The 13,986-nt window shown below is 47.3% G+C and carries 11 protein-coding genes; 10 read left to right on the top strand and 1 reads right to left on the bottom strand.

Annotated elements, in window-relative coordinates:
- Positions 1-13: 13 nt before the first annotated feature.
- The 4 genes from V7S65_RS18095 (at position 14) to V7S65_RS18110 (ending at position 7,307) form a co-directional block, all read left to right on the top strand.
- On the top strand, positions 14-1,180 hold the full coding sequence (locus tag V7S65_RS18095) for a hypothetical protein (RefSeq protein WP_079469467.1): 1,167 nt from the start codon (positions 14-16) through the stop codon (positions 1,178-1,180).
- Positions 1,181-1,317: 137 nt separating this feature from the next.
- Positions 1,318-3,444: a M48 family metallopeptidase gene (locus tag V7S65_RS18100; protein ID WP_336387464.1), complete on the top strand. Its 2,127-nt coding sequence runs from the start codon at positions 1,318-1,320 to the stop codon at positions 3,442-3,444.
- A gap of 77 nt (positions 3,445-3,521) precedes the next feature.
- On the top strand, positions 3,522-5,525 hold the full coding sequence (locus tag V7S65_RS18105; protein WP_336387465.1) for a DNA polymerase III subunit gamma/tau: 2,004 nt from the start codon (positions 3,522-3,524) through the stop codon (positions 5,523-5,525).
- A 117-nt stretch (positions 5,526-5,642) separates the two neighbouring features.
- Entirely contained in the window at positions 5,643-7,307 is a 1,665-nt protein-coding gene (locus tag V7S65_RS18110; protein ID WP_111576767.1) for a pyruvate dehydrogenase complex dihydrolipoamide acetyltransferase, read from the top strand.
- Positions 7,308-7,382: 75 nt separating this feature from the next.
- On the opposite strand, the gene V7S65_RS18115 is transcribed toward V7S65_RS18110, so the two are convergent.
- Positions 7,383-9,755 carry a TonB-dependent receptor gene (locus V7S65_RS18115; protein WP_336387466.1) on the bottom strand — a complete coding sequence of 791 codons (2,373 nt, stop codon included), beginning with the start codon at positions 9,753-9,755 and terminating at the stop codon, positions 7,383-7,385.
- Positions 9,756-10,041: 286 nt separating this feature from the next.
- On the opposite strand from V7S65_RS18115, the gene V7S65_RS18120 reads away from it, so the two are divergent.
- The 6 genes from V7S65_RS18120 to V7S65_RS18145 all read left to right on the top strand — a co-directional run bounded on the left by V7S65_RS18120 (position 10,042) and on the right by V7S65_RS18145 (position 13,702).
- A complete protein-coding gene (locus V7S65_RS18120; RefSeq protein ID WP_079469472.1) occupies positions 10,042-10,548 on the top strand; it encodes a GbsR/MarR family transcriptional regulator in 507 nt (168 codons plus the stop codon).
- Positions 10,549-10,608: 60 nt separating this feature from the next.
- Positions 10,609-11,031 (top strand): hypothetical protein, encoded by a 423-nt coding sequence (locus V7S65_RS18125; RefSeq protein WP_336387467.1) that lies wholly within the window; start codon positions 10,609-10,611, stop codon positions 11,029-11,031.
- Positions 11,032-11,041: 10 nt separating this feature from the next.
- Positions 11,042-11,989 carry a TIGR01777 family oxidoreductase gene (locus V7S65_RS18130; RefSeq protein WP_336387468.1) on the top strand — a complete coding sequence of 316 codons (948 nt, stop codon included), beginning with the start codon at positions 11,042-11,044 and terminating at the stop codon, positions 11,987-11,989.
- Between the two features lie 18 nt (positions 11,990-12,007).
- Entirely contained in the window at positions 12,008-12,385 is a 378-nt protein-coding gene (locus tag V7S65_RS18135) for a CoA-binding protein (protein WP_336387469.1), read from the top strand.
- Between the two features lie 205 nt (positions 12,386-12,590).
- Positions 12,591-13,064 (top strand): ribonuclease H-like YkuK family protein, encoded by a 474-nt coding sequence (locus V7S65_RS18140; protein WP_079470056.1) that lies wholly within the window; start codon positions 12,591-12,593, stop codon positions 13,062-13,064.
- A gap of 155 nt (positions 13,065-13,219) precedes the next feature.
- Positions 13,220-13,702 (top strand): hypothetical protein, encoded by a 483-nt coding sequence (locus tag V7S65_RS18145; protein WP_336387470.1) that lies wholly within the window; start codon positions 13,220-13,222, stop codon positions 13,700-13,702.
- The last annotated feature ends 284 nt before the right edge of the window (positions 13,703-13,986 follow it).

The raw sequence follows: 13,986 nt of genomic DNA on the forward strand, positions 1-13,986 counted from the left end.
ACAAATGGTTTCAATGCAGCTGATTATTGTAAACAATGAACAGACAGCCCGGCAATTTATCGACGTGCATGTGAATTTAAATAAAAATGTACCTGGTTGGATAAGGCCGCTGGATAAAGATATTAACGGAGTTTTTGATCCGGAAAAAAACAAGGCATTCCGTCACGGGGAGTGTATCAGATGGATTTTAAAAGATGAGCAGGGCCGTTTAGCCGGCAGGATTGCTGCTTTTGTGAATAAGAAATATAAAACAAAGGGAGATGAGTGCCTGGTGGGCGGAGTGGGTTTCTTTGATTGTATAGATCAGCAGGAAGCTGCCAACCTGCTTTTTGATACGGCCAAACAGTGGTTGCAGGAAAGAGGTATGGGCGCAATGGATGGCCCTATTAATTTCGGGGAGCGCAACAACTGGTGGGGATTGCTTACAGAAGGATTTCATGAACCATTATACTGTATGAATTTCAATCCTCCTTATTATATCCGTTTATTTGAACAGTATGGTTTTCAACTTTTCTTTAACCAGCTTTGTTATGGAATGAAGGTAAGTGATCAGCTGCTGCCCAAATTTTTTAGCCGGCATGCTGCTATTGAGGCTGATCCGGCATTCAGGGCAGTGCATATCCGGAAGGATGATCTGCCACGGTTTGCCGAGGCATTCAGCATTGTGTATAACAAGGCATGGGCGCAGCATATGGGTGGTAAAGAAATGGGGAAAGCACAGGTACTGGCGTTGTTTAAGCAGATGAAGCCCCTGATGGATGAAAAGATTGCCTGGTTTGTTTATCACAATGATGATCCTATTGCTATTTGGCTGAACCTGCCGGACCTGAACCAGTATATAAAACATATGAACGGGAAATTTGGTTTGTTGCAAAAGCTGAAGTTCCTGTGGTTAAAGCAAACCGGCTATTGCAAAAAAATGGTGGGGATTATATTTGGTATCGTACCTGAATTTCAGGGGAAGGGGGTAGATGCGTATATGATTGTGGAGGGAGCGAAATTAATACAAAGCGGTATGTCGCCATATGAGGATTATGAAATGCAGTGGATTGGCGATTTTAACCCGAGGATGCAGAATGTGGCGGAGGGTCTTGGCGCCACTCCCACCAGACGGCTGGCCACGTATCGTTACTTATTTGACCGCTCTGTTCCTTTTAAAAGGCACCCGATCCTGGGATAACAATAATCCGCCACAGCGGGGGTATATACCTCTCATATGAGTATATGAGAGGTATCGTGGGTACGTAAGTTTATGAATATTGTATAACATTTAGATCCCTTTTACTGTTACGATCGTATCTAACCTGATGTTTTGTTATGACCAACTTATACCCTGAGTGTCCTGATAACGCGGATCTGGCACTTATTGAGCCCACGTTACTATTTAGGCAACAGATAATGAAAGCCATCAGCTGCGTTGTGTTGTTCTTTATTCTTTACGTGGTGTTATTGTTTGCAGCTGTTGCCCTGGCTGTAGCCTGTGTGTCGGGAGGGATCATGTTATTCCGCACTTATCCGGGCTGGAGCACTGGCATCATCGCACTCAGTTTCATTTTACTGGGAGGGATGGTATTATTTTTTCTCATAAAATTTCTTTTTAACAAACGTCCTGCAGACAACCCTTACCGTACACAGATCTTCCCGGATCATCATCCCCGTTTATTTGATTTTATTACGCAACTGGTGAAGGATACGCGCATCAGTTTTCCGAAGAAGGTATTTATTGTGCCGGATATGCACACCGCAATATTTTATCATTCCAGCTTTCTCAGTTTATTCTGGCCGGCGGGAAAAAACCTGGAGATCGGGTTAGGGTTGATCAACAGCGTAAATGTGAGCGAGTTTAAGATGTTACTGGCATATGAGTTTGCGCATTTCTCGCAGCGTAGTATGAAACTTGGCAGCTACATCTATGCGTTGAACAAGATGTTGTATAATATGCTGTATGAAAATGACCGGTGGAATGAAATAGAGGTACGCTGGAGCAGTGGCAGCAGCCTGTTAAGTTTTTTTGCCCATATTACTACGCGGATTCTGAACGGGATGCAATATGTATTACGGAAAATATATGCGATCATTAACCGCCAGTACCTGGAACTAAGCCGCGAAATGGAATATCAGGCAGATACGGTGGCGGTAGGGCTTACCAGTACTGAAACGGCCGTGAGCAGTTTACGCCGGCTGGAAATGGGTGGTTACTGCCTGGATCATTGTTTTCATAAATTACCTGACCTGGCGGAAAGAACGCTGCGGTTTGCCAATATTTTCACAGCGCAGCGTGCCATGATCCGTTACTATGCCACGCAAAACCACCTGGCAGTGGATGCCGCCGGGCTACCTGTTATCACCGACAGTTATTTCCATACTTTTCTTAAAAGCCGGGTGCAGCTGCGCGAGCAATGGACTTCGCATCTTTCGCGGGAAGCCAGGGAGGCGCATTATTCAGCCGCAAATGTTTCCTGTAAGCCGATCGCCATCAGTGCCTGGAACCTGTTTAATGAGCCGGAAAACGTGCAGGAGTACATGACTGCGCTGGTATATAATTTCACGGTACATAACAGTGAGGAACCATTTACGGAAATTACTCCTGCTGCTTATATTGAAGAGCTTTCACAACGCCACCGGTTATACGAATACCCCAAAACATTTAATGATTACTATGACAACCGGCCATTTCCCGGCATTAACGGGGAGTTTACCCGGCTGTTGCCACCGGAAGATATGGAAGCCGGTAGTTTACAGGAGTTGTATCATCCGGATAATATTATGAGGATGCGGGCTTTTTACCGTGACCGCCAGGATGCCGAAACATTGCAGGCTATCAGCAGCGGGCAGTTTCAGACCAGTCATTTCGAGTTTGACGGGCAAAAATACAGTGCGGCGCGGGCAAAGCAGCTGGCCCGGATGTTATCTGCGCAGGTGGCCTCTGAAGAGGCGTGGCTGCAATTGCATGACCAGCAAGCCTTCCGGTATCATTATACCGTGGCGATGCGGCAAAGTCCGGCAACGGCGGCCCTGCTCCGGGAAAAATACACCCAGATCCTGCAGTATCAGCAAACCGGCCACCAGCTGAATGAGCAGGTGATCAGGATTATTCATTGTATCAGCCTGTTGTTTAATTCCGGCGAGCAGGATATGGAATCGCTGCCGGCGCTTTTTGATGAACTATCGGCCGAATGCTGGAGCTTCCGGATGATGACGGAAAATATTCAGCAGGGGGCGTTGTTCAAAACTTTCCCGGAAAGTATGGAGGAAAAACTGAAGCGGTTCAGGGAACATGATTGTACTTTTATACAGGATATGATCCCCGACTATGTGGCTATCCAGGAATTGCATGAGATCAGTTCCGCCATGATGGAACATTTTAACAACGGCGTCATATTATTAAAAAAGGCATATCTGGAATTTATTTTAACTTTAGAACCGGGGAATAACACCCGTTGAAGCGCCGTTCCTGTTGTGCATTTTTCTCTTACTGAATTTGTGCGTATTTTCGGCGCTCGCGAAAGCGTAGCAGTCATATGGAGAATTTTATCGTTTCAGCCCGTAAATACCGTCCACAGAACTTTTCAACTGTAGTAGGACAGGCACATATTACCACCACTCTCAAAAATGCCATCCGCAATAACCAGCTGGCGCATGCCTTCCTGTTTTGCGGGCCCCGCGGAGTTGGGAAAACCACGTGTGCGCGTATCCTGGCTAAAACCATTAACTGCGAAAATCTGCAGCCGGATGGGGAAGCCTGTAATGAATGTCACTCCTGTAAGTCGTTTAATGAGGGCAGTTCGTTCAACATTCACGAGCTGGATGCTGCGTCCAACAACTCGGTAGATGATATCCGTACCCTGGTGGAACAGGTGCGTTTTGCTCCACAGGCAGGGAAATACAAGATCTATATCATAGATGAGGTACACATGCTCAGTTCCTCGGCTTTCAATGCGTTTCTGAAAACCCTGGAGGAGCCGCCGTCCTATGCGATTTTTATCCTGGCCACCACGGAGAAGCATAAAATATTGCCTACGATCCTGAGCCGTTGCCAGATCTTCGACTTCAAACGTATTACCATACAGGATACCGTGGACCATTTGCAGGAGATATGCACCAAAGAGCATATCCAGGCGGAAACAGATGCCCTGCACCTGGTAGCACAGAAAACAGATGGGTGTATGCGGGATTCCCTGAGTACGCTGGATAAGATCGTGAGCTTTACAAGCGGGCATCTTACCTACCAGAATACGCTGGAACACCTGAACATTCTTGACTACGATTATTTTTTCCGGGTAATGGCCTCCGTGCTTCAACAGGACGTAGCCAATGCCCTGCTCATATTTGACGAAATTTTACAGAAAGGTTTTGAAGGAGATAACTTCCTGAACGGTTGGGCGGAGTTTTTACGTAACCTGTTGTTATGTAAAGAAGACAAGGCCCTTCACCTGGTGGAGGTTTCCGGCAACCTGAAGGAACGATATAAACAGCTGTCGGGCCAGGTGAGTCCTGCTTACCTGATCACCGCCCTTCACCTGCTGAATGAAACTGAGATCAATTACCGCATGGCGCGCAACAAGCGTTTGCATGTGGAGATGGCGCTGATCAAGCTGTGTTTTCTGCAACAGGCAGTAACCCTGGTAAGCGACGACAGCAACGGGGAAGTGTCAAAAAAAAAGCTGGTAGCTGATGGATCTCCCCCGCAGAAGCTGCGGGCGCCTGTGGCCCAGCCGGTAACGGCTAAAACCATTACCGGGAACCCGGCTACAACGGAGAGTATCGGCACGGTGCCGGGGCCCCGTTTAACGGTAGACACGCCGGTTCCGCCGACACAGGTTCCGCCTGCACCGCAGCAAGCGGCTTCTGCTCCCGTGGCAGCACCGGTTACAGCTCCTGTACCGGCTCCCTCAGCGCCTACGCCATCTGTACCTTCCAACGGACATACCGCCGTTACCGGCGGGCCGGCAACGGCTCCTGTAACGACAACGCCTGTTGGCAGTCAGCCGGCTGCCACAGCTACCGCACCTGCACCTGTTGCTACGCCTCCGGCTGGTGGCGCAACTACCACGACCGCTGCTCCGGCCAGCAAGCTGACAGGGCTTGCCGCCATGAAAGAAGCGATGGCCGCCAAACAGCAGGGTACTACCCAGGTACAGTCCACCCCACTTACGATGGGAGCGATCCATGTGTACTGGGAAGAATTTATTGATCTGTACCGGCAGGCCAACAAAATGACGGTAGTAAGTAATTTACAGCTGGCGCAACTGAAACTGCTGGGTACTACAGAGGTGGGAATTGTGAGCCGGAACATTGTACAATTCCGGTTTATGGAAGAAGAAAAGCTGGTAATTGCTGAATTTCTGAAGAAGAAATTTAACAACCCTACCATTGTGCTTACCCTCCAGCTGGATGAGAGTCAGCAGACGCAGGACATAGGTCCGGCGCCACTTTCCAGCCGGGAGCAATTCCAGCAGATGGCGGAAAAATACCCGCTGGTGAAAGAGCTGAAAGACCGGCTGAACATGGAGTTAGATTTCTAGCGTATTGCGCTGATTAAATATTAACGATAGACAGACATTTTTAAACAGTTTACAATTCCTTCTTTGCGTTTTTGCGCAAAAACATGTAGGTTTGAACAAAATTTTGAATAAAGCACTATGGCAGAAGTTATCAGAATGCCCCTTTTGAGTGATACGATGACGGAAGGGGTGATTGCGGAATGGCATAAAAAGGTGGGCGATACAGTAAAGGCAGACGATGTAATAGCTGAAGTGGAAACGGATAAAGCCACTATGGAAGTGATGGGTTACGTAGAAGGCACCCTCCTTTATATAGGTGTTGAAAAAGGAAAAGCAGCTAAAGTAAACGGAATTATTGCCATTGTAGGTAAACCGGGAGAAGATTACAGTTCTCTGCTGGAAGGTGAAGGCAAAAAAGAGGCTGCTGCTCCGGCTCCTGCCGCTAATGCTGCACCTGCTGCTGCCGCACCTGCACCACAGGCTGCTCCGGCTGCTCCGGCTGCTGCCGCGCCTGCTGATGACGCTGCTTTAAAAGAAGCGCTGAAAAATGCTACTGTTATCCGTATGCCGCTCCTGAGCGATACCATGACAGAAGGTAAAATAGTTGCCTGGAATAAGAAAGTAGGCGACGTTGTGAAGAATGACGATGTACTGGCAGAAGTGGAAACAGATAAAGCCACTATGGAAGTGATGGGTTATGCTGACGGTACCTTATTATATATAGGTGTGAAAGAAGGCGAAGCGGCCAAAGTAAACGGTATTATTGCCATTGTAGGTAAACCGGGTACTAATGTAGATGCGATCCTGGCAGGCGAAGGCGCTGCTCCGGCTGCATCTGCTCCATCCGCCCCAGCTGCGGCTCCTTCACAAAATGGCACTACTGCTGCTCCGGCGGCTCCTGCAGCCACCACCACCGGCGGCGATGGCCGTGTGAAAGCTTCCCCGCTGGCCAAGAAGCTGGCAGAAGAAAAAGGCATCGACATCAGCCAGGTTCCCGGCTCAGGTGATGGTGGCCGTATTATCAAGAAAGACGTAGATAGCTATGTTCCTGCAGCCAAAGCGGCTCCGGCAGCACAAAGCAGCGCAACTCCTGCTGCTCCTGCCTTTGTACCAGCCGGCCAGGAAGGCTTCACTGATATCCCGCTGACCAAAATGCGCCAGGTAATTGCCAGACGCCTCAGCGAAAGCAAATTCAGCGCTCCTCACTTCTACCTGAAAATAGATGTGAATATGGATAAGGCGATGGAAGCACGTAAATCCATCAACGAAATTTCCCCTGTTAAGATTTCCTTCAATGATATGGTGATCAAAGCTTCTGCTATGGCACTGCGTCAGCATCCGGCGGTGAACAGCAGCTGGATGGGCGACTTTATCCGTCAGAACCAGCACATACACATCGGTTCTGCGGTAGCTATTGAAGATGGTTTGATTGTACCGGTGATCCGCTTTGCAGATCAGAAAACACTGAGCCAGATTGCCAGTGATGCAAAAGGCCTGTACGACAAAGCCAAAAACAAAAAACTGCAGCCACAGGAATTCAGCGGCAATACCTTCAGCGTTTCCAACCTGGGTATGCTGGGTATCGACGAATTCACTGCGATCATTAACCCACCGGATTCAGCAATCCTGGCGGTAGGTAATATCACAGAAACTGCAGTGGTAGAGAAAGGCCAGGTGAAAATAGCCAACATCATGAAACTGACCCTGAGCTGCGACCACAGAAGCGTGGATGGAGCCGTAGGCGCACGTTTCCTGGCTACCCTGAAAGGGTTCCTGGAAAACCCGGTAACTATGCTGGTATAAACTAAATGTAATAGCTATACAACGAAGCCGTCTCTCATACAAGAGACGGCTTCGTTATTTATGGTTACTGACAGATCAGAATTTCAATGCAATGCTGCCGCTGAAATTACGTGGCATCTGCGGAATAGTGGTACTCCATCCTATCCAATAGTCCTGGTTACTGATATTATTGACCTTGAAAGCAACCGCAAACCGGGGCTTGTCATAGGAAATGCCTGCATTTACTATGGTATATGCGGGTAACGCATACTCACTCGTGGTACTCAGGATCACTTTATTATCGGAGGCATAATTACCACCAAAGCCAAAGCCCAGCCCTTTCAAGGCTCCGTGGAACAGGCGGTAACTGAGCCATGCATTCAGCGTATGCGCAGGACCCGCATTGATGGGGCGCAAACCATCCAATGTAGGATTACTCTTTTCTATCTTGCTGTCGTTATACGCATAACCCGCCACAATATTGAATCCTCTCAGTGGTACAGCAGTAATTTCTGCCTCTATCCCCTTACTATATTGGGTACCATTTTGCACTGTGTATGCAGGACGCTCCGGCAGATCCGCACGGGTAATATCACTGACATTGATGCGGTAGTAACTGATGCTTCCATTCAGTTTACCATCCAGCAGGTTGGCTTTGATACCACCCTCCCACTGGTTTGCCTGGCTGGGTTTGAAGCTGGTGAAAGTACCGTCTGGTTGCAGTACCGGCGCAATGTTCTGGAATCCGTTCATGTAGTTGGCAAACAGGGAGAGCTGATCTTTCACGATCTGGTACACGAGTCCAAATTTAGGCGACACCGCTGTTTGCGCATATTTCCCGGTTGTAGTATCGCGGGTAATATTTTTGGTGCCGCGGTTATCAAACCGGTCGATGCGTACAGATGCCATTACCAGGAAGCGATCAGTGATATTCAGCACATCCTGTACATAGGCGCTGTAAATATTTTGCTGCGCGATAGATTTGTTGAAGGGCAATCCTTTAAAGCGGTCCAGCAGCGCGAGCCTGGTCAATTGGGTATATGCAGCTCCCGGGTTTGATGCACTGACCACATCGAATGTAATGCCGGGCGCGCCACTGCTTTTAGTGGTTACGCTGTAAATGTCGATACCGGCTACCAAACGATTCCGCATATGGCCAATATTAAAATCACCGTTAAAATTCTGCTGGAAATCAATCGCATTGGCATTGTTGTATTCCGTGTAATTCATGGTGCGGATCAGCGAATCATTGCCCGGTTTCATGCTCAGGTATCCGCTCAAACCATTGGCGGTAGAGCTGAGGTAAGTAAAGTTGGTATGACTGCTCCATTGTCCGGAGAGTTGCCGGTCCAGTGTGAGGTACAGGTTCGCCGCTGTATTGGCGTTGGTAATATCATCGCCGCTAAAGCGTTTCCGGAAATCCAGCCGGAGGTCTTTGGGGCTACGCACACCGGTAGCATAAGAGCCGTCTGCGAACATGCGGTAAAAGCTGTTGCCTTTTTCGTTGCGGTATTCAGCATCTACGGTCAGTGTGGTTTTATCATCCATTTTATAAGTGAGCGTAGGCGCCAGGAAAACATAGGACTTAAAGCCCGCATCCTGGAAACTGCCTTCATTGTGTTTGGCGGCATTCACACGCAGCAACAGTGTTTTTTCCTTATTCAGTGGTGTGTTGACATCTGTGGTAAAGCGACTGAGGCCATAGCTGCCGGCGGTATACGCCACTTCTCCTTTGAAATGATCGAATGGCTTTTTGGTAACCCTGTTAAATAACCCGCCGAAAGAAACAAAGCTGCTACCATACAGGGTTCCCGACGGTCCTTTGATGGCTTCCAGCGTTTCAATATTTGAGGGGTCGATAGTACCGCTGCCAATAATGCCCGGTACACCGTTGCGCAGAAACGATTGTGTAGAAAAGCCCCTGGAGGTAACGGTGCCGCCTGCACTGTTATTTTCCAGCTGCATTACCACGCCTGGTATATTTTTGATAGCATCTGCGTAGCTGACCACCACTTGTTCCTGCAGCAATTCTTTAGTAACGGAGGTGTATACTTGTGGGTTTTCTACGTTCTTCAGCGGCATCTTTGCCACATACTCACTGCTGATCCTGGTGAGGCGTTGTTTATTAGCGGTAATAGTCACCGCCTGTAACGCTTTCACAGGAATGCTGAGTGCAATGGTAACATTTGCGGAGCGACCTTTTTCTACAGTTACTTCCTGCACCACTGCCTGGTAGCCTGTCAGTGATATTTCCAGTTGGTAATGACCGGCTTCCATGTTGCGGAATATGAAATTGCCTGATTCATTGGTAGTAGCGCTGCGGTGGCTGTTTTTGAGCGTTATGGTTACAGCGGGAGCCGGCTGTCCGTCGGAGGTGGTTACCTGTCCTGTAATGTTTGCTTTTTCCTGTGCATACAGCCATGATCCTTGTAGCAGGATGCATAGTATCAATAATAAATGTTTGTGCATATCTCTTGGTTGGATTATAGCGGGCAAAGCTATGGCGCTACTGTACTGCCTATTTACAGGATCAGGAAATTCATTTACGGGATCCGGAAATATTATCAAACACTGTTGGGGCGTCTTACAAAAATGGGGCGACCTTTTGTGAGGCAATAATGAAACAAAGCGGGGATACCGGGGCCTGTATCCCCCGTCATTCACCGGTAAAATGTTTCATTAGCTTTTGAAAGTTCAAAAACTTGGTATACATTTGGCCTTGTAAATTGTTAAACGCTATAAAATAATAACCTACATGAACTTAGTGGAAGCAAAAGCGCAGTTTATCCAAACATGGGGCTCTTTGGGCGCCCAGTGGGGCATTAACCGTACAATGGCTCAGATTCACGCTTTACTGCTGGTAATGCCTGACCCGTTGAGTGCCGATGATATCATGGAGGAACTGAACATTTCCCGCGGAAATACCAACATGAATGTGCGGGAACTCATTAACTGGGGATTGGTAGAACGTATCCTGATTCCCGGAGAAAGAAAAGAATTTTTTGTAGCAGAGAAAGATATCTGGAAAGTAGCTACCTACATCGCCCGTGAAAGAAAGAAGCGTGAACTGGATCCTATCATGAAAGTGCTGTTACAGCTGCAACAGGCGGAAGGTGATCCGAAAGACAAGGAAATGAAAGCTTTCAAGGATTCTATCTCCAATATCACCAAGTTTGCCCAACAAACGGATAAAACAATCAGCGCATTTATTAAATCAGAAGAAAACTGGTTTTACAGCAGCCTGATCAAACTCATTAAATAATTTTTTTTGGACTATACTTTCATTTATTTCTGAAAATTCCGAATAAATAAAAAAAGAAAGATGAGGTCATATTATATAGCAGATGGTATTATCCAGGGGATCCTGACTGTTATTTGTGCGATTGATATTACACATCTTGTTATTTTCTCCGAATCCTGGACAGTGTATCTTCTTTACATGCTGTTGATCTGGCAGCTCTCCGCTGGTGTTATCAATTTTATACTAAGAAAAAAAGCCCCCCGTGATAAAGTGCTGCGGGTACTCCAGTACATACAGTTGTGTGTTGCAGGCATCATATTTCTCATGGTACAGGCAGACAAGTGGCTGGATCCCATATCTACCGTTTGGAGCAGCATCTTTACAGGGTTTGTTTACGCCAGTTTTTTTCTGCTGCTGCCGGCGCTGATACTGTCTATAACGGCATTAACTATACGGAGAAGTATTGTTACCCTCCGGCATAGTACCACTCCTCCCCGGGTTTAAGTTCACTTCTATGCAAAATAAACGTATTGTTATTGCTGCAGGCACCGGCTTTATAGGCAGCAGTTTTGTGGAGTACTTTGGTGAAAGTAACGACATCATTATCCTTACGCGGCATGCACGTCCTTCTTCCGGGCGTATCCGCTATGAGCAATGGGATGGAGCGCATCAGGGGAACTGGATTCATGCGCTGGAAGATGCCGATTTGCTCATGAACCTCACCGGCAAGAGTGTGAACTGCCGGTATAACGCATCCAATAAACAGGCGATTGTGAACAGCAGGGTTAATGCCACCAGGGCATTGGGCGCGGCCATACTTACGCTGAAAAATCCACCCAAAGTATGGATCAATGCCGGCAGTGCCACCATATACCGGCACGCGGAAGATCGCCCGATGGATGAATTTAACGGGGAGATAGAAAATGATTTCTCTGTACAGGTATGTAAACTATGGGAGCAATCGTTCAACAGCATTACGCTTCCACGTACGCGAAAAATAATATTACGTATAGGCATTACGCTTGGCTGGAAACCCGGCGGCGTGATGCAACCCTACCTGAACCTCATAAAAGCCGGTTTAGGAGGCCACCAGGGCAGCGGAAAGCAGATGTACACCTGGATCCACATCACCGATGTTTGCCGGATGGTGGCATGGCTATACGAAAATGATGCTTTAAGCGGTGTATTTAATTGTACAGCGCCCCATCCGGTCACCAATAAGGTATTCATGAAAACGCTGCGTCACGCTGCAGGTTACCGGTTTGGATTGCCGGCACCTGTTCCTTTACTCAAAGCAGGCGCAATGCTGATAGGCACAGAAGCGGAACTTTTACTGAAAAGCAGGTGGGTGCTGCCTGCCAGGGCTACCAGGGAGGGCTTTACGTTTCAATTCCCGGAACTTGCCGGGGCATGCAGCGATATACTGGCGCATCTGCCCCGGAGCGCTTATCACTTGTTTTGAATTCCGTAAATTAGCTGTATGGAAACCAACAATGATAAAAAGCTCACCGTGGTACTGGGCGCATCGCCTAACCCGGAAAGATACAGCAACCTGGCCGTGAACCGGCTTATTGCCAAAGGACATCCGGTAGTGGCGATCGGTAAACGCGCTGCCGCCATTGGTGATACACCGGTGATTACAGAACATCCGCCGCTCGAGAAAGTAGATACGGTGACCATGTACCTGAATCCGGCGGCGCAGAAAGAATATTATGATTATATCCTGCAGTTGCAACCCCGCCGCATCATCTTTAATCCGGGTGCAGAAAATCCTGAACTGGAAGATATTGCCAGGGAACATAATATTCAGCCGGTAGAAGCATGTACCCTTGTAATGCTTAGTACGGGTCAGTTCTAGCCGTTTTATTTTCTGAATCTTCTTATTTTTTTAATGTACAGCTGTTGGCTATTGCTAACAGCTTTTTCGTATATTCGTAAATATTGCTGTTATCCCCAAATGAACGCATCCCATATTGTTGACCCAATTAGCGCATGGAATTACTTCAACAGGCAGGCATTATAGCATAACCCAATTACGCATGTTCACCCTTAATTATACATGTATGCAATGGAGAAGATTTAATGGAGAGGTTATCCACCTTCCGGTAAAGGAAGAAGTACGACAAGCCATCGTTCGTGAAACCGCAAAGGGGTTTCGCCTGAAAGTGTGCATTGGTACTGATTCCCAGGTAAAAGGAGTAGATACCGAATTCGCTACAGTGATTGTATTCCTCCGGGAAGGTCACGGCGGATTTATGTTTATTCACAATGAAAAAACCAAAGACCGCTATTCTATCAAAGAACGTATGCTGGTAGAAGTAGCGAAGAGTATTGAAATTGCGTATGAACTGTGCGACCTGTTTACAGAATATGATGTAGACATGGAAGTGCATGCAGACATCAATACGAACCCTCAGTTCAAAAGCAACCTGGCTTTGCGGGAAGCAATGGGCTATATCCTGGGTATGGGCTTTGCCTTTAAAGCCAAACCGGAAGCCTTTGCCAGCAGCAGCTGCGCTAATAAAATAGTGAACTAAGGCGCCTCGATTTTTTGTACCTCTCTCAGATTTTTCTGACGTGTTACCACGTCAGGTGGCTTTTTCTCCCCTTATCGAGCTATACTCTCCCCTCCCAACGCTGTAACTTTTTCCCCGGTTTCTACGCTATACATTCAATAAAACACGCTTTTTGTATGACACTACCAAAATCATTGGCAGCCGTATTGCTGCTGGCATCTCTCTGCGTTCTTTCCTGCAAAAAAGATAAAGATAAAACTCCCGACACTACTTCGCTGTTTGTGTTTAACGGAGGAGGCAATATGGCTATGACTGAATTCAAAAAGCTTCAGATCACCCCAGACGCCAGTTATGTAATCACCTATAAGAATAATGATAGCAGCACCGTGAAATTGTCCGGCAATATCCACGACAGCCTGAAGCCTTATCTCAGCAGCTTTCCCCGTGCAGCTATAAAAGCGGATCCCAATATATTAAAGTACTCCGCCCGTGGTGCGCTCGATGGCACCTTCCAGGCATTTATCTATGTACAAAAAAATCCAACAGACAGCACCAGCATCTATTTAGATATAGCCCCTTACTGGCGTGGCCCCTCCTACTTCGTGGATTTCCTTGAAAAGATCAATCAGACGATCGCCAACAATAAAATATTTAACTGATCATAAAGCTTATTTACCCCGTGCAATAACAAATAAAAATTCCCGCTATGAAGATTCATTACCCCCTCATTATGCTATTTTCATTGATTGTTTTTTCTGCCTGTAAGAAGAAAGATGCGCCACTCCTTACTTCTGTAGAAGGGCGATGGAAACCAGCAACGCCATGTTCTTCGAAAACAGAAACCCCGACGCCTGCTCCCCTACCTACGCAAAAGTATATTGATAAACATCTTTATAAAATAAAAATAGCGGACTGAAAAAACAGCCCGCTATTTTTATTGCAG

Source organism: Chitinophaga sp. CCNWYY40, assembly GCF_037483205.1.
In the GTDB taxonomy this organism is placed as follows: Bacteria; Bacteroidota; Bacteroidia; order Chitinophagales; family Chitinophagaceae; genus Chitinophaga; species Chitinophaga ginsengisegetis.